General features: G+C 32.2%; 33 protein-coding genes and 1 other annotated feature. Of the genes, 30 read left to right on the top strand and 3 right to left on the bottom strand.

The genetic code is table 11. The features are described 5' to 3' along the window. Positions 1-69: 69 nt before the first annotated feature. The 3 genes from E0K96_RS07195 (at position 70) to E0K96_RS07185 (ending at position 2796) form a co-directional block, all read left to right on the top strand. Positions 70-381, top strand: coding sequence for a zinc-ribbon domain-containing protein (locus E0K96_RS07195; RefSeq protein ID WP_168082219.1), 312 nt, complete (start codon positions 70-72; stop codon positions 379-381). 99 nt (positions 382-480) lie between these two features. Beyond that, the gene (locus E0K96_RS07190) at positions 481-1140 is read left to right on the top strand and encodes a helix-turn-helix transcriptional regulator (RefSeq protein WP_168082217.1); all 660 of its coding nucleotides are present in this window, start codon (positions 481-483) and stop codon (positions 1138-1140) included. 15 nt (positions 1141-1155) lie between these two features. Continuing rightward, positions 1156-2796, top strand: coding sequence for a putative manganese-dependent inorganic diphosphatase (locus E0K96_RS07185; protein ID WP_168082215.1), 1641 nt, complete (start codon positions 1156-1158; stop codon positions 2794-2796). 56 nt (positions 2797-2852) lie between these two features. Here E0K96_RS07185 and E0K96_RS07180 read toward each other — a convergent pair whose 3' ends face one another. Further along, a complete protein-coding gene (locus E0K96_RS07180; protein ID WP_087244319.1) occupies positions 2853-3632 on the bottom strand; it encodes a Cof-type HAD-IIB family hydrolase in 780 nt (259 codons plus the stop codon). Between the two features lie 56 nt (positions 3633-3688). Between E0K96_RS07180 and E0K96_RS07175 the strand changes: the two genes are divergently transcribed. The 11 genes from E0K96_RS07175 to E0K96_RS07125 all read left to right on the top strand — a co-directional run bounded on the left by E0K96_RS07175 (position 3689) and on the right by E0K96_RS07125 (position 10542). Then, positions 3689-4378, top strand: coding sequence for a glycerophosphodiester phosphodiesterase family protein (locus E0K96_RS07175; protein WP_168082213.1), 690 nt, complete (start codon positions 3689-3691; stop codon positions 4376-4378). Between the two features lie 7 nt (positions 4379-4385). Beyond that, positions 4386-4904, top strand: a complete 519-nt coding sequence (locus E0K96_RS07170; RefSeq protein ID WP_168082211.1) for an AbrB/MazE/SpoVT family DNA-binding domain-containing protein — start codon at positions 4386-4388, stop codon at positions 4902-4904. Continuing rightward, on the top strand, positions 4895-5167 hold the full coding sequence (locus E0K96_RS07165) for an RNA-binding S4 domain-containing protein (RefSeq protein WP_087297195.1): 273 nt from the start codon (positions 4895-4897) through the stop codon (positions 5165-5167). The genes E0K96_RS07170 and E0K96_RS07165 overlap by 10 nt, the downstream gene beginning before the upstream one ends. A 57-nt stretch (positions 5168-5224) precedes the next feature. Further along, positions 5225-5518 carry a sporulation protein YabP gene (yabP, locus tag E0K96_RS07160; protein ID WP_087244315.1) on the top strand — a complete coding sequence of 98 codons (294 nt, stop codon included), beginning with the start codon at positions 5225-5227 and terminating at the stop codon, positions 5516-5518. Next, positions 5518-5940 carry a spore cortex biosynthesis protein YabQ gene (gene yabQ, locus E0K96_RS12345; RefSeq protein ID WP_087936571.1) on the top strand — a complete coding sequence of 141 codons (423 nt, stop codon included), beginning with the start codon at positions 5518-5520 and terminating at the stop codon, positions 5938-5940. The genes yabP and yabQ overlap by 1 nt, the downstream gene beginning before the upstream one ends. Next, positions 5901-6194, top strand: a complete 294-nt coding sequence (locus E0K96_RS07150; protein ID WP_087244313.1) for a septum formation initiator family protein — start codon at positions 5901-5903, stop codon at positions 6192-6194. Before yabQ ends, E0K96_RS07150 begins: the two co-directional genes overlap by 40 nt. A gap of 65 nt (positions 6195-6259) precedes the next feature. Then, entirely contained in the window at positions 6260-7018 is a 759-nt protein-coding gene (locus E0K96_RS07145; protein WP_240924463.1) for an alpha/beta hydrolase, read from the top strand. Positions 7019-7020: 2 nt separating this feature from the next. After that, the gene (locus E0K96_RS07140) at positions 7021-7839 is read left to right on the top strand and encodes a Cof-type HAD-IIB family hydrolase (protein ID WP_168082207.1); all 819 of its coding nucleotides are present in this window, start codon (positions 7021-7023) and stop codon (positions 7837-7839) included. A 2-nt stretch (positions 7840-7841) separates the two neighbouring features. Beyond that, positions 7842-8660, top strand: coding sequence for a Cof-type HAD-IIB family hydrolase (locus tag E0K96_RS07135; RefSeq protein ID WP_168082205.1), 819 nt, complete (start codon positions 7842-7844; stop codon positions 8658-8660). Beyond that, positions 8660-9313, top strand: a complete 654-nt coding sequence (locus tag E0K96_RS07130) for a uracil-DNA glycosylase (RefSeq protein ID WP_168082203.1) — start codon at positions 8660-8662, stop codon at positions 9311-9313. The genes E0K96_RS07135 and E0K96_RS07130 overlap by 1 nt, the downstream gene beginning before the upstream one ends. Next, entirely contained in the window at positions 9313-10542 is a 1230-nt protein-coding gene (locus tag E0K96_RS07125; protein WP_168082201.1) for a bifunctional folylpolyglutamate synthase/dihydrofolate synthase, read from the top strand. The genes E0K96_RS07130 and E0K96_RS07125 overlap by 1 nt, the downstream gene beginning before the upstream one ends. Before the next feature lie 40 nt (positions 10543-10582). Here E0K96_RS07125 and E0K96_RS07120 read toward each other — a convergent pair whose 3' ends face one another. Both E0K96_RS07120 and E0K96_RS07115 read right to left on the bottom strand, forming a co-directional pair. Next, on the bottom strand, positions 10583-10885 hold the full coding sequence (locus E0K96_RS07120) for a spore coat protein GerQ (RefSeq protein ID WP_168082199.1): 303 nt from the start codon (positions 10883-10885) through the stop codon (positions 10583-10585). 8 nt (positions 10886-10893) lie between these two features. Next, positions 10894-11316 carry a cell wall hydrolase gene (locus E0K96_RS07115; protein WP_087244307.1) on the bottom strand — a complete coding sequence of 141 codons (423 nt, stop codon included), beginning with the start codon at positions 11314-11316 and terminating at the stop codon, positions 10894-10896. Between the two features lie 222 nt (positions 11317-11538). On the opposite strand from E0K96_RS07115, the gene E0K96_RS07110 reads away from it, so the two are divergent. The 16 genes from E0K96_RS07110 (at position 11539) to E0K96_RS07035 (ending at position 23070) form a co-directional block, all read left to right on the top strand. Further along, on the top strand, positions 11539-12663 hold the full coding sequence (locus E0K96_RS07110) for a glucose-1-phosphate adenylyltransferase (protein WP_087244306.1): 1125 nt from the start codon (positions 11539-11541) through the stop codon (positions 12661-12663). Positions 12664-12681: 18 nt separating this feature from the next. Beyond that, entirely contained in the window at positions 12682-13788 is a 1107-nt protein-coding gene (gene glgD, locus E0K96_RS07105) for a glucose-1-phosphate adenylyltransferase subunit GlgD (RefSeq protein ID WP_168082197.1), read from the top strand. Next, positions 13788-15215 carry a glycogen synthase GlgA gene (glgA, locus tag E0K96_RS07100; RefSeq protein ID WP_087244304.1) on the top strand — a complete coding sequence of 476 codons (1428 nt, stop codon included), beginning with the start codon at positions 13788-13790 and terminating at the stop codon, positions 15213-15215. The genes glgD and glgA overlap by 1 nt, the downstream gene beginning before the upstream one ends. Before the next feature lie 100 nt (positions 15216-15315). Then, positions 15316-15831 (top strand): hypothetical protein, encoded by a 516-nt coding sequence (locus tag E0K96_RS07095; protein ID WP_087244303.1) that lies wholly within the window; start codon positions 15316-15318, stop codon positions 15829-15831. A 121-nt stretch (positions 15832-15952) separates the two neighbouring features. Beyond that, positions 15953-17290: a cysteine--tRNA ligase gene (cysS, locus tag E0K96_RS07090; protein WP_168082195.1), complete on the top strand. Its 1338-nt coding sequence runs from the start codon at positions 15953-15955 to the stop codon at positions 17288-17290. Beyond that, entirely contained in the window at positions 17290-17700 is a 411-nt protein-coding gene (locus E0K96_RS07085) for a Mini-ribonuclease 3 (RefSeq protein ID WP_168082193.1), read from the top strand. The genes cysS and E0K96_RS07085 overlap by 1 nt, the downstream gene beginning before the upstream one ends. Before the next feature lie 19 nt (positions 17701-17719). Further along, a complete protein-coding gene (gene rlmB, locus E0K96_RS07080) occupies positions 17720-18451 on the top strand; it encodes a 23S rRNA (guanosine(2251)-2'-O)-methyltransferase RlmB (protein ID WP_168082191.1) in 732 nt (243 codons plus the stop codon). Between the two features lie 12 nt (positions 18452-18463). Continuing rightward, complete coding sequence (locus E0K96_RS07075; RefSeq protein ID WP_168082189.1) at positions 18464-19078, top strand: sigma-70 family RNA polymerase sigma factor; 615 nt, start codon at positions 18464-18466, stop codon at positions 19076-19078. Positions 19079-19116: 38 nt separating this feature from the next. After that, positions 19117-19266 (top strand): 50S ribosomal protein L33, encoded by a 150-nt coding sequence (rpmG, locus tag E0K96_RS07070; RefSeq protein ID WP_087244298.1) that lies wholly within the window; start codon positions 19117-19119, stop codon positions 19264-19266. Positions 19267-19275: 9 nt separating this feature from the next. Continuing rightward, positions 19276-19464 carry a preprotein translocase subunit SecE gene (gene secE / locus E0K96_RS07065; RefSeq protein ID WP_087297185.1) on the top strand — a complete coding sequence of 63 codons (189 nt, stop codon included), beginning with the start codon at positions 19276-19278 and terminating at the stop codon, positions 19462-19464. 1 nt (position 19465) lies between these two features. Further along, positions 19466-20023 (top strand): transcription termination/antitermination protein NusG, encoded by a 558-nt coding sequence (gene nusG / locus E0K96_RS07060; RefSeq protein WP_087244296.1) that lies wholly within the window; start codon positions 19466-19468, stop codon positions 20021-20023. Between the two features lie 180 nt (positions 20024-20203). After that, the gene (gene rplK, locus E0K96_RS07055; RefSeq protein WP_087244295.1) at positions 20204-20623 is read left to right on the top strand and encodes a 50S ribosomal protein L11; all 420 of its coding nucleotides are present in this window, start codon (positions 20204-20206) and stop codon (positions 20621-20623) included. A gap of 23 nt (positions 20624-20646) precedes the next feature. Then, complete coding sequence (gene rplA / locus E0K96_RS07050) at positions 20647-21330, top strand: 50S ribosomal protein L1 (RefSeq protein WP_087244294.1); 684 nt, start codon at positions 20647-20649, stop codon at positions 21328-21330. A gap of 15 nt (positions 21331-21345) precedes the next feature. Next, positions 21346-21465: a sequence feature (ribosomal protein L10 leader region), on the top strand. A 35-nt stretch (positions 21466-21500) separates the two neighbouring features. Further along, entirely contained in the window at positions 21501-22022 is a 522-nt protein-coding gene (gene rplJ / locus E0K96_RS07045) for a 50S ribosomal protein L10 (protein ID WP_087244293.1), read from the top strand. Positions 22023-22047: 25 nt separating this feature from the next. Beyond that, complete coding sequence (gene rplL / locus E0K96_RS07040; protein WP_087244292.1) at positions 22048-22419, top strand: 50S ribosomal protein L7/L12; 372 nt, start codon at positions 22048-22050, stop codon at positions 22417-22419. A 57-nt stretch (positions 22420-22476) separates the two neighbouring features. Beyond that, positions 22477-23070 carry a class I SAM-dependent methyltransferase gene (locus E0K96_RS07035; protein WP_168082187.1) on the top strand — a complete coding sequence of 198 codons (594 nt, stop codon included), beginning with the start codon at positions 22477-22479 and terminating at the stop codon, positions 23068-23070. The last annotated feature ends 68 nt before the right edge of the window (positions 23071-23138 follow it).

Below are 23138 nucleotides of genomic sequence, written 5' to 3'. Positions count from 1 at the left end.
AAGTTATCACGAAAGAATTGAATATGATAATGATGTCATGAAAAGATTGTAGAAAAGGAAGTGGTTTTTGTGTATTGTCAGCATTGTGGAAAAGTGGTTCAGGAGGATATGCAGTATTGTCCAAATTGTGGCTATCCCTTACAAAATTCACCATATGTCTATCATGAAACAGATGCACCCAGTTTTTTATTTGCTCTGATATCTTTTTTTGCGCCACTTGTAGGATTGGTTTTATATATCATTTGGCGTAAAGACTTTCCTCAAAAAGCGAAGTCCTGTATGAATGGTATGATATGTGGGATCATTGCAGAAATTCTTGTCACAATCTTTTTGATGAGCTATCTTTCACAGAATATAATGGGAGTGATGATCAATATATGATTGATGCATCTATAGAAATTTCATAATTAGTTTTTATCATGATAAAAAAGCTATCTCTTTTTGAAAATATAGTGTATAATCACATTGGAGGCGAAATTCATGTATAAATTATTAGAACCCTATGCAAAGTTAGTTGATTTTTTAGGAGAGGCTTTAGGTGATAATGTGGAAGTAGCGCTTCATGATCTCACTTCCAAAGAACAGGAAATTGTTGCGATTGCGAATAGTCATATTTCTGGTAGAGAAATAGGTGCTAAATTATCTAATTTATCTATTCATTACTTAAAAACAAAACAATATAAAGATCATGATTATGTCATGAATTATAAAACAACAGGTAGTGATGGAAAATTACTTCGTTCAGCAACATACTTTATCAAAGAAGATGGGCAGGAAATGCCTGTAGGAATGCTTTGTGTCAATGTCAATATTTCTGATTATGAATATATGGAAACGACATTAAAAAGAATTCTTGGTATTAAAGAACGTAAAGACGTAGAATTTAAGCTTGATAATCCAATTGAGATTTTATCATCACCATTGGATGAAATGATTGATAAATATATTAAAGAATGCCTGGAAAAAATGGGCTTTCCAAGTTATTTTCTAGTTGAAAGATTAAATGTTGAAGAAAAGATCAAGGTTGTCAAATACTTACAGGAAAAAGGAACATTTAAAGTCAAGGGAGCAATTGTACTTGTTGCTGAAAAATTGGCTGTTAGTGAACCGACAATTTATCGTTATTTAAAGAAAATGTAGAGAAAGGGGATAGACATGAAAGACATTGTTTTTGTCAGTGGGCATAAAAATCCAGATAGTGATTCTATTTGTAGTGCGATTGCTTATGCCAATTATTTATTTACAATTGGACGTTATAATGCGGTACCAGTCAGATTAGGAGAAATTAATAAGGAAACGGAATATATTTTAAAAAGATTTCATACAGAGATTCCAGTTTTATTAAAAACTGTTAAACAGACAGTTGAAGACTTAGAATATGATAAAGTGACAGTCTTTTCAAAAGAATTAACATTAAAAACAGCATGGTCATTAATGAAACAGCAAAATTTAAAAAGTGCTCCTGTATTAGATGATCATAGTCAGTTATTGGGGTTATTATCAACTTCTAATATTATTGAAGGATATATGGACCAATGGGATAGTCAAATTCTAAAAGAAGCAAATACACCAATTGAAAATGTGATTGATACATTGGATGCAAGTATTCTTTATTTGGATAAACAGTTAAAGACAATCAAAGGTGAAATTCATATTGCTGCTATGACTGGTGAAGAAGCTAGTAAACGTGTGCATGAAAATGATGTTGTCATTGTAGGTGGAGATCGTGATGAAGCGATTGAACATTTAATGAATAAAAAGATATCATTGATTATTTTAACTGGATCACTTTCTATCTCTAAAGAATTATTACAGCGTTGTGCAGATGCACATATGAGTGTCATTTCAACGCCATTCAATACATTCATGGCATCACAACAAATCATTCAGGCTGTGCCAGTAGAATATGTCATGCAAAAAGGTGGTTTAACAACTTTTTCAACTGATGATACAGTCGATTATGTTAAAGAAGTCATGAGTGAAACACGTTATCGTAGTTATCCAGTTATTGATTTTATGGGTAGAGTTGTTGGATCTATTTCACGTTATCAGGTGTTAAATGGAATGAAGAAGAAAGTCATTCAAGTCGATCACAATGAAAGAAGTCAGGCTATTGATGGTATTGAAGAAGCTGAAATTCTAGAAATCGTTGACCATCATAGAGTTGCTGATATTCAAACAGTTGGACCAGTATTATTTAGAGCTGAACCAGTTGGATGTACTGCAACAATTGTAGCAAAATGCTATAAAGAATCTGGTGTTGAGATTCCTCAAGATATGGCTGGTTTAATGTTAGGGGCTATTATCAGTGATACATTGTTATTTAAATCTCCGACATGTACACCAACTGATACCAAAATGGCTAAAGAACTTGCAGCTATAGCTGGAGTAGATATTCAGGAATTTGGTATGAGTATGTTTAAAGCAGGAACTTCATTGGTTGGTAAAACTGTTGAAGAAATCTTCAATCAGGATTATAAGAAGTTTACATTTGGTGATTTATCAGCAGGTGTTGCACAAGTCAATACAATGGATATTGAAGGATTTGCTCCATATAAAAAAGATATGCTTGATTATATGGAACAGGTTGCAAAAGATAATCATATGGAATTTACAATGTTGCTTTTAACTGATGTTATTAATGCGACAAGTGAAGTTTTAGTCGCAGGGCCTCGTAAAGATTATGTGGAAACAGCTTTCCATGTTGAACTTGTTGATCAGCAGGCAAGTTTACCTGGTGTTATTTCAAGAAAGAAACAAGTTGTACCTGTAATTACTGAAGTTTTAATACAATAAATCAAAGGACAAGGTTTTCATGCCTTGTCCTTTTATCAAAAATGATAAATGAATATTTAGATGATATGATGTCTTTTGAGTGCCTGATAAATACCATCATGATCAATATCATCAGTGACTTCATCAGCGGCTTCTTTGACTTCATCCTTTGCATTTCCCATTGCAACACCAATGTTAACTAACTTTAACATGTCTATATCATTATGCCCATCACCAAATGCCATTGTTTCTTCAAGTGAGATATGATAGCTTTTTAAAACTTCTAAAATGCCATTTTGTTTACCACCCTTTTTTGGAATGATATCAATGGCTAAATCATGCCAACGTGTATATTGGCAGTGGGGCATCTGTTGGAGAATTTCTTGTTCTTGTTCAACTGTAATATCATAAGGAATGACTTGATAAATAGGATAAGTCAAACCACGTTTTAAATCACCTAATTCAGGTAAAGGAGTAGAAATGGCCTTTTGAACCGTTTCAACAGCTTGATTGTGGTAATTGATATACATTTTATCATCTTCAACAAAAATACATGGAAATGGTTTTTGATCAATGAAAGAAAGAATTTGTTGAATATCTTGTGGATCAATTGGTAAATCATAAATCACTTTGTTTTTATTGTAACAGTATTGACCATTAAGTGTAATATATCCTTCAAATTCTAAATCATCTAAAGGTAAATCCCTGATTTCAGAAATATGTCTTCCTGTTGCGATAAAAGTATAAATTCCTTTTTCTTTTAATAGTTGCAGAGCTAATTTGGTAGATTCAGGAACACTTTGTGTTGAGTGTGATAAAAGAGTTCCATCAATATCAAAAAATATAGCTTTAATCATTTGTAACACCTCACATTTATAGTATAATATTATAGCATAGTGCAGGTGATAAAGATATGAGATTATTCGCTCATAGAGGATATAGTGCTCAGTATCCAGAAAATACCATGGAAGCTTTTGTTCAAGCTTACCAAAAAGGCTTTGATGGCGTGGAAACAGATGTTCATATGACCAAGGATGGTCAACTGGTTTTGATTCATGATGAAACTATTGATCGAACAAGTGATGGAAAAGGATATATTCAAGACTACACATATGATGAATTAAAAAGATTTTCATTTTCTCATGGATCTGCTGGTTATTATCCTTTACCATTATTAAAAGATTTACTGACTTTTATTCAAGATAAAGATTTTTTAGTCAATATTGAACTTAAGACAGATGTTATTCATTATACTGAACTTGAAGAAAAAGTACATCAGCTGGTCTGTCAGTTAGGTGTTGAAAAGAAAATTTATTATTCATCATTTTATTTACCATCAGTATTAAAAATGAAAAGTCTTTATCCACAAGGGTATGTAGGATATTTAATGGAAGAAAATTATGATAAAAAATATCAGGAGCTTCTCAAATATCATATTGGTGCTTTTCATCCACGTTATGATTTTTTAAATAGCCAAAGAATCAAACAATTAAAACAACACAATATTCTTGTTGCTTCATGGACAATTCCTGATTTTAAAGAATATCAAAGATTAAAAGAATTGGGAGTGGATATACTAATATCAAATGAATATTTGAGGTGAAAGAATCATGAAAACAACTGGAATGGTTAGAAGAATGGATGATTTGGGAAGAATTGTTATTCCTAAAGAAATTAGAAAACAGTTAATGTTGAAAGAAGGAGAAAGTGTTTCGTTTGCAGTAGAACATAATCACATTGTTTTAACAAAATTTTCTATCTTGCATAAATTAAGTCCCACAATTCAAATCTTATTAGAACGTCTTTATAGTAAGTACCATAATACATTTTTACTGTGTGATAAAAGATGTATTGTGGTCTGTTCATCAGATGGACTGGCTAAATATCAAAGACGTGATTTAACAAAAGATTTTCTATTATTATTAGATCAAAAAGAACAGCATATTGAAACGACAATGGAATTTTATGGTAAACAGGAACAAGTGACTATTTATCCATTGCTTTGTGAACAGGAAATACAAGGGGCTTTGATTATGTTAAGTCATCAGACACCTTATTATTTAATGGATCAGACTTTGCTGGATTTTGTGAAAGATATTATTGAGGAGGAAATAGAATCGTGCGTTTAGATAAATTTTTAAAAGTATCAAGAATTATTAAAAGAAGAACTTTGTCTAAAGAAATGAGTGAAGCTTCACGTGTTAAAGTGAATGGAAAGGTCGCAAAACCTTCCACTCAATTAAAGATAGATGACATCATTGAAGTAGAATTTGGACGTAGTATTCTTGTAGTGAAAGTCAAAGAATTAAGAGAACATGTTTTAAAAGATGATAGTCATATGTTATATGAAATTATAGAAGAGAAGAAAAAGCCAGAGGTTACAATTTTGTAGCCCTCTTTTTAGCATAATTTTTTTTGATATACATATGTTGATGTAGGAGGGTTGAATATGGATAATAGTTTACATTTTGAACAGACGCCTTATCATCATGTATGTTTAAAAGATCGTAAAAGTTTAGAGTTAACAGGAGTTAAAAAAATAGAAAGTTTTGATGCATATGAATTTTTGATTGAAACATCCCTAGGTTATTTAAATATTACAGGAAGTGAACTGACGTTAGTGCGTTTAGATCAAGATCAAAATGAAGTCAGTATTCGTGGCAATATTGATAGTATCAGTTATGTTTCAGATAAGAAAAAACAACATCCTAAAGAAAAAATGTTTAATAAACTCTTGAAATAATGTCTTTAATTGTACAGTTTCAATGTCTGTTTTATTCCTTTTTATTTGGTTTTGTCATGACGGGTGTTTATCATATCATGAATCGTTTGTTGTATGGCATTCCCATGTTTTTAAGATACATTTGTCAATGCCTGATAGGTATCTGTTTTGGAATGCTTTATTTCTATGGTTTGGTGTTCTTGAATGAAGGAATTTTAAGACTTTATTTTTTTATTTTTATGTTAATGGGATATTTGTTATATAGTCATTATTATGCGTATTATCTTTTGTACTTTTTAGAAAAGATTGTATCTATTTTCAAAAGAATATTCTCACCTTTTATCTTCTTTTTTCGTTATATTAATGGTATAATACAAAAAAGAATAGGAAGGATGAAGAGAAAATGGCAAAAAAGAAAACACCAAGATATAAAAAACTCTTAGGCTTTGTCTATATTGGTCTTTCTGCTTTGCTGATTTATACCCTAGGAGTGAATGCTTATCGTGTCATAGGTCAAAAGCAGCAGCTCGCACAACTAGAAGAAAGAAAGGCAGAATTAGAAAAGGAAAAGAAAGAATTATCTGAAGAAGTGGAACTTTTAGCGGATGATGATTATGTTGCCAGATATGCCAGAGAGCAATATATTTTTCCTGATGATGGAGAAGAGGTTATTAAATTACCAGAAACAAAAAAATAAGCTCGGGCTTATTTTTTTGTCTTATCAAAGGAGGTTGTGAAATGTTTGTATCTTTTTGTTTTCCCATGAAAACATTACAGCGAGAACGTGAAATTATTGTATATTTACCAGATGATTATTATCAACAAAATAAAGATTATCCTGTTCTTTATATTCAAGATGGACAAAATGCTTTCTTTGATTATTCCTCTTATTGTGGTATAAGTTGGGGATTTTTAGAGTATGTCAAACAAACAGGAATGGAAATCATCCTTGTCGCCATTCCATGCAATGAAACAGGTTTTAAACGTATGGATGAGTATGGTCCATGGAAGATTAATGAAGCATTGTCTTATCAGGAAACGGGTCAAAAAGGCATGATTATTGGTGGAGAAGGAAAAGCTTATATTGATTGGTTAAAAGATGAGCTTAAACCTTATATTGATCAACGTTTTCGTACCCAAAAAGAAAATACTGGTATTGTGGGTAGCTCTATGGGGGCAGTCATTAGTGCTTATGGGGCTCTTCGTTATCCTGATGTTTTTAAAAAGTGTGCGGCTTTATCTACCGCTTTCTGGTTCTATGTTGATGAATTTTTAGATGTGATCAAGCATCAACAATATAGTCAGGATAATCGTTTTTATTTGGACTTGGGTGAATTTGAAAGTGGTGATGATCAAAAAATTAATCAATGGTACATAGAAAGCAATCAAATCATTTACGAGCAATTACAATCTCGAATAGAACATCTGGAAGCCCATTATTTTGAAGGGACTGGACATAATGAAAGCGAATGGCGTCAAAGAGTGCCTCTATTCATGGCATTTTTATATGAGGAGGAATGATCATGTATCAAATGATTTTATCCGATTTAGATGAAACATTGTTAGTCAATCATCATGTTCCTAAGTTTAATCAGGAAGCTATCAGACAGCTTAAGGATGTTAAGTTTGTGCCAGCGACGGGACGCTCATTTTCAATGATTGAAGACATTCTTAAAGAAATTGGAACAGCCAACCAGGCCCATGAATATTCTATTTGTTTTAATGGTGGGCTGATTGTAGAAAATCAAAATGCTCAAATATTGTCTTTTCAGGGATTAGCTTTTGATCAGGCTAAACAACTTTTTGACTTAGGAGAAAATTATAATGTATGTATTATGATTTTTACATTAAATCATTGTTATTTATTTAAACCAGATCCAACGGAGATTGCAAGAAAAAAAGCTCAAAAAGCAGCATTTACGGTTATAGATGATTATCATATGGATTTTTTAAAAAATGAAAAGATTGCGAAATTATTATATGTCAAACCTGATATGGATTATTTAAAGAGTGTTGAACAAGATTTACCAGAGGATATCAAAAAACAGTTTTCAATCAGTTATTCATCATATCGTTATCTGGAATTTAATCCTTTAGGTGTCAGTAAAGGGGCAGCATTGAAATGGTTAGCTGATTATCTTCATATAGATAAACAAAATGTGATAGCGATTGGTGATAATTATAATGATGTTTCGATGATTCAGGAAGCTGGTTTAGGTGTTTGTGTGGCTGGAGGAGCTCAAGATATTCAAGCTATCAGTGATTATGTTACAACGGTGGACTATGATCAGGGAGCTGTTAAAGAAGTGATTGAAAAATTTATTTTAAAGGGGGAAAAATAAAAGTGAAATATAAAGTGATCGCAAGTGATATGGATGAAACATTGTTGAATGATCAACATAAGATCTGTCAGAGAAATATTGATTTTATACGAATGGCGAAAGAAAAAGGAGTGAAATTTGTCCCAGCAACTGGGCGTGGTTTCATGTCTATTCAACGTGATTTAAAATTATTAGGATTGTATGATATACCACAAGAATATGTCTTATCTTTCAATGGTGGAGCTTTAACAGAAAACAAAGATAATAAGCTTTTATATTTTGAAGGACTTTCTTTTGAAAAGACAAAAGAAATCTTTGAATTTGGTTTACAGCAAGATGTCTGCCAGCATATTTATACAAAGGATAAAGTATATGTTTATAATTTATCTGAATCTGAAGCGAAGCGTATTCGTGAACAACAGGTTGAATGTGAAATCATGACTGAAAATACAATGGATTTTCTAAAGAATGAGCCTATCTCAAAAATCCTTTTCCAAAATACAGATGTGCCTTATTTAATGAGTCTAGAACCTCAAATGAAAGCTATCACTGAGGGAATGTGTGCAGTGAGCTATTCTTCTAATCGTTATATGGAATTTAATAAGATTGGTGTGGATAAAGGTCAGGGATTAAAACATTTAGCTCAAATCATTGGTGTTGATTTATCTGAATGTATTGCTGTAGGGGATAATTATAATGATTTACCAATGTTAGAAGTTGCTGGTTTATCAGTTGCAGCTGGTAATGCTGTGGAAGATGTGAAAAAAGTTTGTGATGTTGTCACAAAAGCAGACAATAATGAAGGTGTCATTGCTGAAATTGTAGAAAGGTTTATTCTTTAATGGATTTTAAAACAATTATTGGTCATGAACGTCAACAGCCTTATTATCAGCAGTTAGAAGCTTTTGTGAATCATGAATATCAGATACATACGGTTTATCCACCTCGCAATCGTATTTTTCATTGCTTTAATTTTAAAGATTATGATGATATTAAAGTTGTCATTATTGGGCAGGATCCTTATCATGAAGAACATCAGGCTAATGGCTTGGCTTTTAGTGTCGCAAAGGGTGTGCAAATTCCGCCGAGTCTGGTTAATATTTATAAAGAAGCACATGATGATGTTGGAATTGATATTCCTCGTCATGGTGATTTATCTGCGTGGGCACATCAGGGTGTGTTATTATTAAATACTGTGTTGACAGTACAAGCTCATCGTGCTAATTCTCATAAAGAAAAAGGATGGGAAATTTTCACCAATCATATTATTGAGGCTATGAATCAAAGAGAGAAGCCATTAGTATTTATATTGTGGGGAAGACAGGCTATTGATAAAGCGAAAATGATTGATCAGACAAAACACTGTGTCATTACTAGCCCTCATCCTTCACCTTTATCAGCTTATCGTGGTTTTTTTGGTTCGAAACCTTTTTCTAAAACGAATCAGTTTTTAATAAGTCAAGGGATAGAACCGATAGATTGGAGGATTCGTTAATGTTTACTCATGTAAATGATGCCATTGCATATATAGAATCAAAAAGAAGTAAAAGAACAATTGATCAATTTCGAGAAACCTTAAATAAATGTCATATTTTAATGAAACAAAAAAATATGATACATATTGCTGGAACCAATGGAAAAGGTTCAACTGTGAATTATTTAAGAAGTATCTTAAATGCTCATGGGTATAAAGTTGGAACTTTTACATCACCTTATTTGATCAGTCATAATGATCGTATTCGTGTTGATGATATTCCTATAAGTGATGAAGATTTATTGAAATACGTGAATCAATATTATCGCATCATTGAAGAAGATCAGTTATCTATGTTTGAAATTGATGTCTTAATCATGTTGGCTTATTTTCAATCTTTAGATTTGGATTATCGTATTATTGAAACGGGTATTGGCGGTTTGAATGATAAAACGAATGTCATTGATCCTATTGTCAGTGCCATTACGAATATAGGGCTTGATCATCAAAAACAATTAGGGGATATTTATGATATTATTAATGAAAAGATGGGGATCATAAAACCGAATCAGATGTTTATTACCAGTGAGACAAAAGGAACAATTCTAGCAAGATTTCAAGAACAATGTGATGCTATGGGAGCAGTGATGTATGTCGTTCCAGAATATCAGGTATCATGTTATCCATTTCATTTTAGATATCGTGATATGGCATTTACCTTGGAAAATCAAGGAATCTATCAGGTAACAAATGCCAGACTTGCTTTAACTATTGCTTCAAAACTTATTAAGTTTGATCCTATTGTTACACAACCAGCGATTGAACAGGCTTCATGGAAAGGGCGTTATGAAACATTATCTTATCATGATGTACAGGTTGATATTGATGGAGCGCATAATATGCCTGGAATCCAAGCTTTGTTGCAGACATTAAGAGTCAAAAAAGAAAAGGATGTAGCGATTATCTTTTCTTGTTTGAATGATCGTGATGTTGATGAGATGATTGATGAAATGTTAAAAGCAGGTTATCCTGTCTATGTGACAACGTTTCAGGATGAAAGAGCTATTGATTTATCGACCATAGAACCACGTCCTCAATTAACAATTGTTAAAAGTTATATTGAGGCTATGCAGACAGCTTATATAAAAAAACAGCATATTGTGGTAACGGGGTCATTGCATTTTATCTCGAAAGTGAGAAAATATCTGATTGAATTAAAAAATCAGGAATTAAAGAAAGCAAGTGAATAAAAACCAATAAAGAACGAAACTTTATTGGTTTTTTTAATTGCTATCGTGTATTAAAATTGATAGGTTCATCAAATTCGGCCCAAACGAAATAGACAAACTGAAAAATATAATATTTTTGATTTTTTGGGTCACGTACGACAAAATGGTCACGTCCTACTTCTTCGATAATACCTTTGTATACACGATCGCGCCAGTCTTCACTGCCAGTATATGTGAAGTAAAAAGTACCAAGTTTTCCGATATTTAAACGTAAAATATTTTCTAAATAAGTCTGTTCAGAAATGGGAGTTGGTAGAGATGAAGTTTGAGATTCGGGAACGATTGTTTGATTGTTTGTATCCATATATCCTCCTATAAGTCGCAATTTAATTTAGCACCAGGTGCATAGAAACAGTGATTTTTGTAACGGCCGCTGAGTTCGCCATAAAATTGTTGGGGGCATGAGACATTGCTGCCAGGATTTTTAAACCATAAGGCATTTGTAGCTGGTTCAATACGATAACCATCAATATTGCGTAAAGCCAGTTCTTTTTCTTTGGCGTTAACAGGTTGATTGAATAATGGTTGTCCGACCCCAGAAAAAGCATTTTTTTGATAAACAACTTCAGAAATTGTGCGTGTATCTTTAAAAACATCGCAGTTAGCTACGACACGATTTACGACAACATTACCGACCATCAACATACCTTCTTCACCTTCGCCTAATGCTTCAGCTTTCATAATGCGTGCCAGTAAATCAACATCAGAATCGTTGTATAAGATTCTAGGAGACATTCTAATCACCTCTATTCACTATATGAAAAAATTTAGAAAAGTTGCTAAAAATAAAGAAATATTGATGAGTTCAATATTATTTAAAAACAGGATGAAATTGATAAAAATTTGATAAAAATTTTTAATTAAAATTGACATGAAATAGTATTTTTTTAAAAAAGATTGTGATAAAATAGAGGTATAGGTAAGCACTTTCATAATCACAATTGAGGAGGAAAAATTATGGGAAAAGAAATTGTTGCGATGATTTTAGCTGGAGGACGTGGAACACGTCTTGAAGCATTAACTGCAAAAGTAGCGAAACCTGCTGTACATTTTGGAGGAAAGTATAGAATTATAGACTTTCCTTTAAGTAATTGTGCGAACTCTGGAATTGATGTTGTTGGAGTTTTGACACAATATGAATCAGTCTTGCTTGGAACATATGTAGGTGCTGGAACTAAGTGGGGACTTGATGGAAATAACTCATTAGCTGCTATCTTACCAGCTCGTGAAAGAGGTGGAGTTGGAGCAACATGGTATGCAGGAACAGCTGATGCCATTTATCAGAATATCAGTTTCTTAGATCAATATGATCCTGAATATGTTTTGATTTTATCAGGAGACCATATTTATAAGATGGATTATGCTGAAATGTTGGCAGCACATAAAGAAAAAGGTGCTGATTTAACAGTGGCTGTTTTAAATGTTTCTTTAAAAGAAGCAAGTCGTTTTGGTATTATGAATACAAATAAAGATGGTTCAATTTATGAATTTGAAGAAAAACCTGAAAAACCAAAATCAACTTTGGCATCTATGGGTATTTATATCTTTACTTATAAAGAATTAAGAAAATATTTGATTGAAGATGCAAAAGATGAAAATAGTAAACATGATTTTGGTATGAATATCATTCCAATGATGTTAGAAGATAAGAAAAAATTATATGCTTATGAATTCTCTGGTTATTGGAAAGATGTTGGAACTGTGGAAAGTTTATGGCAAGCCAATATGGACTTGTTAGATGATAAAGAGTTAGATCTTTATAATGTGAAAAAGGATTGGAAAATCTATACTGAAGATACATTGAGTAAACCTCAAATTATTGGTGAAGAAGCATCAATTAAGCATTCACTTGTTACTCAAGGTTGTATCGTTAATGGTGATGTAGAAGGTTCTGTCTTATTCAACAATGTATATATCGGTGAAGGTGCAAAGGTTGTTGATTCTGTCTTAATGCCAGGTGTATTGGTAGAAGAGGGTGCAGAAATCTACAAAGCTATTGTTGATGAAGGTGTTGTCATTAAATCAACTGACGTCATCAATAAAGAAGCTAAAGAAGTGGAACTTGTCAGTGACAATGCATAATAAGAGGGGGTTAACGAGATGGCAAAAGTAGTTGGATATATAAATTTACACTCTGATGTTTCATATAAAGGTTTAACAGAAAAAAGACCAGTAGCTTCAGTAAGCTTTTTAGGTCGTTATGGAATTATTGATTTTGTTTTATCAAATATGTCAAATTCTAATGTGGATACAGTGGGTATTCTTATTAAAGAAAAACCAAGATCATTGTTTAAACATTTAGGAAATGGAAACTCTTGGAATTTTAACTCTAAGTCTGGAGGAGTTTCACTTTTATACAATGAAAAATATGCAAATAGTTCAATGTATAATCATGATATTAATAATATTGTGGAAAATATTGCTTTTCTTGAAAAATCAAAAGCAGATTATGTTGTGATTGCACCAGCTCATATTATTACAACAATGAATTATGCTGATGTTGTTGATGCACATGCAAAATCTGGTGCTGAAATTACAATGGTGTATAAAAAGATTGATAATGCTGATGAAACATTTGTTGGTTCTGATTTCTTACGTTTAAAAGGTAAACAAGTTATGGAAATCAAGAATAATAAAGGAAATAGAAAAGAGAGAAATATTTCTTTGGAAACATATGTTATTAATAAAAAGACATTATTAAAATTAATTAGCTATGCTCAAAAGATTAGTTCATTCTTTAATTTAAGAGATACACTTGCTTACTTATGTGATGAAAGAAAAATCATGGCTTATGAATATAAAGGATTTGCAAGATGCATTGATTCTTATGAAGCTTATTATAAAGTGAGCATGGAATTCTTGGATATGGATGTTTCAACACAAGTCTTTAAGAGTACTTGGCCAATCTTTACCAATACAAATGATACACCACCTACAAAATATTTAAAGAATGCTGTTGTTAAAAAATCATTTGTGGCTAATGGGGCTATCATTGATGGTGAAGTTGATGGATGTATTTTATCACGTAATGTTACAATTGGTAAAAATGCCGTTGTGAAAAATTGTATTATATTAAATGGTTCTAAAGTTTGCGCAGGAGCTCATTTGGAAAATGTAGTTATTGATAAAGATGCTCGTGTAGAAAAGAAAATAGAGCTTATTGGTGAAGGAGAACCACTTTATGTTAAAGAAGGGGATGTTGTATAATGAAAATCGTATTTGCAACAAGTGAAGCGAATCCCTATATTAAATCAGGTGGTTTAGCAGATGTTTTAGGATCACTTCCAAAAGCACTTGTTCAAAAAGGACATGAATGTATTGTTGTTTTGCCTAAATATCAAGATATGAAATTGGCAGATACAATTGAATATGTGACAAACTATGATATCTGGGTTGGTTGGAGAAAATGCTATTGTGGTGTTTTTAAAGCTGAATATGATGGTGTCACTTATTATTTCATTGATAATGAACAATACTTTAGAAGACCTGGTTTATATGGTTATGATGATGATAATGAAAGATTTGCATTTTTTGACTTTGCAGTTTTAGAATTGTTATCACACATTGATATTAAACCAGATATCTTACATTTACATGATTGGCAAACAGCCATGATTGCCACATTATATAAAGAAAGATATGCATACTATGAATATTATCAAGGTATTAAAATTGTTTTCACAATCCATAATATTGCATATCAGGGAAAATGTGATCCTGCATTGTTGAGTGATCATTTTGGATTGGATAATTATCTCTATTATAATGGTAACTGCCGTAATGATGGATGTTTCAATATGATGAAAGCAGCTATTTATTATAGTGATATTATTACGACTGTATCACCAACTTATGCTAAAGAAATATTAACAGATAGCTTTGGTGAAGGATTACAGAATATCTTACAAATGCGTCGTCATGATTTGTATGGTATTTTAAATGGTATTGATTATGAAACAATCAATCCTGCCACAGATCCTGAAATTGTAGAACATTTTGACATTACAAATGTTGATGAAAAGAAAGTTATTAATAAATTAGCTTTACAAAAAGAATGCGGATTGCCAGAAAATAAAGATGTCCCATTAATTGGTATTGTCACAAGATTGACTTGGCAAAAGGGGTTAGATTTAATTATTAATCGTATGGAAGAATTGATGAAACGTGATGTTCAAGTTGTGATTTTAGGTGCTGGTGATCAAAAATATGAAGAACCACTTAAAGGAATAGCAGCTTATCATAATCAAAAGTTATCATTAAATCTTAAATATGACTTTGGTTTATCTTGTCGTATCTATGCTGGTTGTGATATGTTCTTGATGCCATCATTATTTGAACCTTGTGGTTTATCACAAATGATGTCACTTCGTTATGGAACAATACCAATTGTCAGAGAAACAGGTGGATTAAAGGATAGCGTGGAACCATATAATGAGTATGAAAATACAGGTGATGGATTCAGCTTTAAAAATTATAATGCACATGAAATGATGGACATTATTGACTATGCATTAAAGGTTTATCAGGATAAAGAAAAATGGCAAGGATTGGTTCATCGTGCAATGGAAGCGAAACTTGATTGGGATAAAAGTGCTGATGCCTATTTGAAAGTTTTTAATTCATTGTTAGATTAATAAAGGGGATAGGGAAACCTATCTCTTTTGTTTGATAAAGAAATTTTATTTGATTTTCAGAGTTGAGTTTAGTACAATGTTTCCATAAGGAGGGAGGAAAATGAAGATATCAATCAAAATTTTGGCGGTTTTATTATTGGTTGTGACTCTTTTTGCATGTGAAAAAGAGAAAACAGATATATCTTTAGAAAGAGATGGAACTCTTTATGAAGTCGCTGATCAGGTTTCCTTCTATTACCCTAAAGATTTTCAATTAAATGTGAACAATGAAAATCAAAAAGATGTTCGATTTACAAAAAATGATGAAATGTATATTTACGCAACAATCATTGATGATACGGATAATGTTTTAAATGAATTGCCTCAATTATATGGAGGACAATTGGAAGAAGAAGGTGCCATTGATGTTTATTATTATAAGGAAGTTATTCCAAGTGGTATCGAGTGTTATCAGTTTACAGGGACTTATCAGGCTTCGGGTATGAAATTTGTACAAATGGTATATTTTACTGAGGAAGCAAGTTATATTTATAGTTATCAAGCTCCAGAAAATGTATATGATGAACAAAGTGGTGTGGCTTTACAGTATTTAGAATCTTTGACAGTTCATCATTAATCTTGATTAACTCATATGAATTTGTTATAGTATTGATAGATAAAGAGTTAGTAAAGCATTTGATAAGGTTAATAGAAGTGAAATCTTTATCATATGCTTTTTTATTTAAGGAGGAAAGGGAATGAAGCTGTTTAATTCACTCACAAATCAAAAGGAAGAGTTTGTTCCAATTAAAAAGGGAGAAGTCAGTATTTATGTTTGTGGACCAACGGTTTACAATTATGTGCATATTGGTAATACACGTCCAATGATTGTGTTTGACATATTGAGAAGAACTTTTGAATATTTAGGTTATAAGGTGACATTTGTTTCTAATTTTACGGATGTAGATGATAAAATCATAAAAGCTGCTAAAGAAGAAGGTGTCAGTGAAAAAGAATTAACAGATAAATATATTAAAGCCTATGAAGATGTTCGTAGAGGTTTAAATTTGTTGTTTCCAACTTATGCTCCACGTGTAACTGAAACGATGCAGCCTATTATTGATTTTATTGCTGATCTTGTTGAACAGGGATATGCATATGAAGTTGATGGTGACGTTTATTTTAGAGTGACAAAAATTCATGAATATGGGATGTTATCAGGGATTAAAATTGAAGATTTGATTGCTGGAGCAAGTGAACGTGTGGATGATAATGATAAAAAAGAAAGCTCAACAGATTTTGCATTATGGAAAAAAACAGATGAAGGAATTCAATTTGATAGTCCATGGTCTAAAGGAAGACCAGGATGGCATACAGAATGTGTTGTTATGATTAATGATATCTTTGAAAATGGACGCATTGATATTCATGGTGGTGGACAGGATTTAAAATTCCCACATCATGAAAATGAAATTGCACAGTCTATGGCATGTCATCATCATCCGATTGCACATATCTGGATGCATAATCAGATGATTAACATTAATAATCAGAAAATGTCAAAATCTTTAGGAAATGTTTTATGGGCTAAAGATTTATTAGAACAACTTGGCTGCAATGTTTATAAATGGCTCATGCTTTCTACACATTATCGTAATCCATTGAATTTTACGGATGAAGTCTTGAATAATGTGAAAAAAGAAGTTGAAAAAGTAGAAAATATTATTAAACAAGTGTCTTTATATTTACAGATTCAACATATTGATCATAAAGATTATTATAAAAATATTGTGGATCAAATGGTGGAAGCATTGAGTGATGATTTGAATACTTCATTAGCATTGTCACAAATTTTAGGACAAGTGAAAGTTTTGAATCAATTGATGAGAGTCAAAGATAAAGATGATTTAGAAATATCAAAGAATTATCAGACTTTGCTTTGTATGTTAGATACAATGGGATTTGTTTATAATCCAAAACAGTTAAGTGATAGTGAAATTGCTTTATATCAGCAATGGCAAAAAGAAAAAAGTGCAAAGAATTTTGAACAGGCAGATTTATTAAGAAAAGAATTACAGAATAAAGGAATTTTATAATGAAACCAGAATTAATAAATGTATTAGCTTTAGCGTATTTAGGTGATAGTGTTTTTGAGGTTTATGTGAGAGAATATCTATTGGTTGAAAAAGGAATTATGAAGCCGGATTTATTACAGCAAGCCTCTAAGTCATTTGTCAGTGCCAAAGCTCAGGCGGCATTTATGCAGGAAGCTATTTTGAAACAATGGTTAAGTGAAGAAGAAATAAGTATTTATAAAAGAGGGAGAAATGCGAAGAGTCGACATGTACCGAAAAATACATCAGTATTTATTTATAATCAGTCGACAGGTTTTGAAGCGTTGATAGGACATTTGTATTTATTAAAGAAGCAAGAGAGAATAACAGAAATTTTTGAGCTATTTAAAGTATTTGTTTGTGAAAATGAGAAAAACATGAGAAAAATTTGAGACGCATGGAGTGAAAAATATGACACAATATATTTATGGAAAAAACACAGTTATAGAATCTTTAAAGGGAAATAAACCGGTTTATGAGGTTTATTTGATGAAAAATGCAAAAGATGATAAAGTTCTTTCCCTTGCAAAAGCTAAACATGTGAAGGTGCATATGGTGCGTCATAAAGATGAGTTAAATCAACTTGTTGGACCTGTTGTTCATCAAGGTATTGTGGCAGCAGTACAAGATTATCGTTATTATACGCTTGAAGAAATTTTAAATGCTATTCCACAAGGGAAACAACCATTGTTGCTGATGCTTGATGGTTTGGAAGATCCACATAATCTAGGAGCTATTTTAAGAACTTGTGATGCTATTGAAGTCGATGGTGTTATTATTGGTAAAAATAGGAGTGTAGGATTATCTGCAACCGTAGCTAAAGTATCTACTGGAGCCATTGATTATGTGAAAGTTGCACAAGTGACGAATTTATCAAGAACTTTAGACGATTTAAAGGAAAAAGGTTTTTGGGTCGTTGGTTGTGACTTGGATGAATCACAGGACTATCGTGCCATTGATTACAATATGCCTCTTGTGGTTGTGATTGGCTCAGAGGGGTTTGGTATATCACGTCTGGTTAAAAAGCATTGTGATATGAATGTTGTTTTACCTATGACAGGACATGTTACGTCTTTAAATGCTTCTGTTGCTTCAGCGATTATACTTTATCAGATTTACAATTCACGTCATCCTTTAAAGTAGAAAGGAGGTAGCATGCAAGGCTACAACTATGATGATGAATTGGTTTATTTAATGCGATGTGGCAGTGAGGAAGCTCGAGATATACTTTATAAACGCTATTATCGCAGAGTTTCAAAATGGGTATTGGCTTTTACAAAATATTTTATAAATGGTTATGAATATGAAGATTTTATTCAAATGGCTATGATGGGTTTTCATGATATTCTGGATAGTTATCGTGATGACCAAAAAGCAAGCTTATCGACATTTATGAAGATTGCTATTACCAAACGTATTTTAAGTTTAATGCGTGTGAATAAGGATGTTTGTTATCGTGCAGGAATGACAATTCTTTCGTTGGATAGTTATACGAGTGAAGATGAAGATACACGCTATATAGATCTGGTCGCTGATATTCATGAGCGCTATCAGCCTGAAGTTCATCTGATTGTTAAAGAAACAGCCACTTACTATGCTTTACAGATTGATGCCAAAACATCACAACGTGAAAAGATGGTTATGAATTACAAAAAGGCTGGTTATGATGAAGTAGAAATTGCAAAAAAACTTCATATTTCAGTAAAAAGTGTCTATAATGCGGTTTATCGCTATTCAAAGAAAATAGTTGCCATTGACGAGCTAAAATAAATATGTTAAATTATATTAACGGTAAAGGAGTGATGAACATGAAACAAAAAGTAATCTTGGTTTGTAGTGAGTGTTTATCACGTAATTATTCAGTCACTAAAAATAAAAGATTAAATGTAGAAAGACTTGAGTTAAGAAAATATTGTAAAAAATGTGGAAAACATACAATCCATAAAGAAACAAAATAGGAGGTAGACATGAAAATCAAAGAATGGTGTACACTAAAGGGTATTCGTGCTGAAATCAAGAATATTCATTGGTTAACAAAAAAAGAATTGGCTTATAATTCAGTTGTTGTTTTGGTTTTTTGCTTTTTGTTTGGAATTTACTTTTATGGTAGCGATGCAGTTATTGCATTAATTTTAAAAGCATTGGGGTTGAATTAAGATGTCTGGAATGAATGATGAAGGAAGACGCTGGTATGTTGTGAATACATATTCAGGTCATGAAAATAAAGTTAAAGAAAATTTAGAAAAACGTGTTGAATCAATGGGATTACAGGACTGTTTATTTAATATTGTGATTCCTGAACACGTAGAAACTGAAATCAAAGATGGTAAAAAAATTAATAAAACGAAAAATATGTTCCCTGGTTATGTGCTGGTAGAAATGATCATGACAGATGAGGCATGGTATATTGTTCGTAATACATCAGGAGTAACTGGGTTTATTGGATCTTCTGGTGGTGGAGCGAAACCATTCCCATTACCTAAGGAAGAAATTGATCCTATTTTAAAAAGTATGGGTATCAAAACATCTCAAGTTGAAGTTGATTTTGGTGTTGGTGATGAAGTTCGTGTTGTTTCTGGTCCATTTGCTGGAAAACAGGGAAAAGTGGAATCTATTGATCATGAAAAAGAAGAAGCTTCTGTTTTGATTGATTTCTTAGGTAATCAAAATTTAATGGAAATTGGGCTTGTTCAGTTAGAAAAAGTTGAATTATAATGAAAAGACCTGAAATATGGTCTTTTTTTGATAAAAAAGTTGATTTATTCAATAAAAAACTATTGCATTCCTTAATAGATTATGTATAATAATTAAACGACGCAATATGTGTTACTATGCGTGGGAGGATTGACTGTCCTGTACCACAGCACGGACAAATTTTTATAGGAGGTGTGTCGCGTGAGTAAAAAAGTCACAAGAGTTATGAAAATTCAATTCCCTGCTGGGGGAGCAAAACCAGGGCCAGCTTTAGCAGGTGCTGGAATTCAGATGCCAAAATTCTGTACTGCTTTCAACGATCAAACTAAAGATCGTATGGGAGAAACTGTACCAGTTGTTTTGACAATCTATGAAGATAAAAGTTTTGATTTCGTATTAAAAACTGCTCCAACTGCAGAAATGATCAAAAAGGCATGTGGAATTAAGAAAGCTGCTTCTGATTCTAAACAAACAGTTGCAACTTTATCAGCTGAAAAATTAAAAGAAATCGCTGAATACAAAATGCCTGATTTAAATGCTAACGATTTAGAAGGAGCTATGAAAATCGTAGCTGGTACTGCTCGTAATATGGGTGTAAAAGTTGAAGGCTTAGATGCTTAATTTAATGAAGAGGAGATAAGAAAATGGCTAAAAGAAGTAAAAAATATCAAGAAGCCGCTGCTCTTATTGAAAAAGGTAAAGCTTACCCAATTGATGAAGCAGTTGCTTTAGTAAAGAAAACAAGTAAAGTTAATTTTGATGCAAGTGTGGATGTTGTATTTAAATTAGGATTAGATACAAGACATGCTGATCAACAATTACGTGGTGCAGTTGTGTTACCACACGGAACTGGAAAAACTAAAAAAGTTTTAGTTGTCACTCAAGGAGCTAAAGTTGAAGAAGCTAAAGCTGCTGGAGCAGATGTTGTAGGTGGAAAAGAAATTCTTGAAGATATCCAAAAAGGATGGCTTGATTTCGAAGTTATGATTGCAACACCTGATATGATGGCTGAATTAGGAAAATTAGGACGTATTTTAGGGCCTAAAGGATTAATGCCTAACCCTAAAACTGGAACAGTCACTATGGATGTAGCAAAAGCTGTTCAAGAAACAAAAGCTGGTAAAGTGACTTACCGTACTGATAAAGATGGTAATGTTCATATGCCAATCGGAAGAGTATCTTTCGATGATGAAAAACTTGCAGAAAACTTTAAAACAGTTTACGACTTATTATTAAGAGTTAAACCATCTTCTGCAAAAGGAACTTATATGAAGAACATCGTTGTTTCTTCAACTATGGGTCCTTCAGTAAAAGTTGCTTCAATGTAATTGAAGTCATAACAAAAAGACGCAATCAATATACCGTAGACAGCAACGGGGAAACCTTAATGAAGTTGCCGAGGTGATATTGTCAAAGAATTGACAACTCCCTCGTGTTTACTGAGGGAGTTTTTCACGGATATATTGTTGCATATATAAAATCAATAGGAGGTGTAACAATGTCAAAAGAAATCTTAGAAGCGAAACAACAGGTTGTTGCTGAAATTAGTGAACAATTAAAAGCTTCACAATCAACAGTTGTTGTAGAATATCGTGGATTAACAGTGGCTGAAGTTACTGAATTACGTAGAGCTTTAAGAGCTGAAAATGTGGGATTTAAAGTTTATAAAAACACATTAGTTCAAAGAGCTGTTGAACAAGAAGGTATGAACGAATTAGAAGAATACCTTGTTGGTCCAAATGCTTTAGCGTTTGGTAAAGATGATGCAGTGGCTCCTGCAAGAATCTTAGCTGATTTTGCAAAAGACCATGAAGCATTACAAATTAAAGCTGCTTATATCGAAGGTAAATTCTTACCAAAAGAAGAAGTTATGGCAGTGGCAAAATTACCTAATCGTGAAGGTATGTACTCAATGTTACTTGCATGTATGAAAGAACCTGTTGCAAAAGTGGCAAGAGTTATTCAAGCTGTTGCTGATGCAAAAGGTGGAGATGCAGCTGAAGAAGCTGCTGCTGAATAGTTAAAGATGAACGGAGGAAAATAAAATGGCAAAATTAACACATGAAGATATCTTAGCTTATTTAGAAGAAGCTACAATTTTAGAATTAAATGATTTAGTAAAAGCAATCGAAGAAAAATTTGATGTAACTGCTGCTGCTCCTGTAGCTGTTGTTGCTGGTGGAGAAGCTGCTGCAGATGCTGCTCCTGCTAACGTAACTGTAACATTAACTGATGTTGGTGCTACTAAAGTTGCTGTTATCAAAGCAGTAAGAGAAATCACTGGTTTAGGATTAGTTGATGCTAAAGGATTAGTAGACAAAGTTCCAGCTGAAATTAAGAAAGATATTCCTGCAGAAGAAGGAGCTAAGATTAAAGAACAATTAGAAGCTGCTGGTGCAACTGTAGAAGTTAAATAATTTCTTGGAATAAAAAAAGCCCTTGTCAAAGGGCTTTTTATCTTAGGAGAATAGAAGATGACACATTATTATACAAATAATATTGATTTAAAATCTCAGAAAACACAAATTTCTTTTCAATATAGAGGACATCATCTGGTTTTTATAAGTGATAGTGGCGTTTTTTCAAAAGAACGTATTGATTATGGTTCGCGTGTTTTATTGGAAAGCATGAATATACAATCTCATCAAAAAACATTATTAGATGTTGGTTGCGGTTATGGGACTTTAGGTATTTCTTTAAAGAAAGTCTATCTATGGTTACATGTTGAAATGGTTGATGTGAATGAACGTGCTATTGCATTGGCTAATGAGTCTATTGAATATAATCAGGAAAATGATATTATTGCTTATAAAAGCTCGGTTTATGAAAATGTGAAAGATACATTTGATATTATTGTTTCTAATCCGCCTATTCGTGCAGGAAAAAAAGTTGTTTTTGAAATATTAGAAAAAGCATATGATCATTTAAATAATCAAGGAGAATTATTTATTGTTATTCAAAAAAAACAAGGCGCTCCTTCAGCTAAGAAAAAAATGGAAGATGTTTTTGGAAATTGTGAAATTATAAAACGTGATAAAGGATATTTTATTTTAAAATCTGTAAAATAACACTGTTTTTTACTGTTTCAAAAGTTATTTTGAAATTTATGATTTGGTATTGACTTCAACTGGCCTCT

The sequence above is a fragment of the Massilimicrobiota sp. SW1139 genome (genome assembly GCF_012027715.1).
Classification (GTDB): Bacteria; Bacillota_I; Bacilli_A; order Erysipelotrichales; family Coprobacillaceae; genus Allocoprobacillus; species Allocoprobacillus merdigallinarum.
The sequence above is the reverse complement of the archived record's forward strand: the minus strand, read 5'-3'. Positions and strand labels throughout refer to the sequence as shown.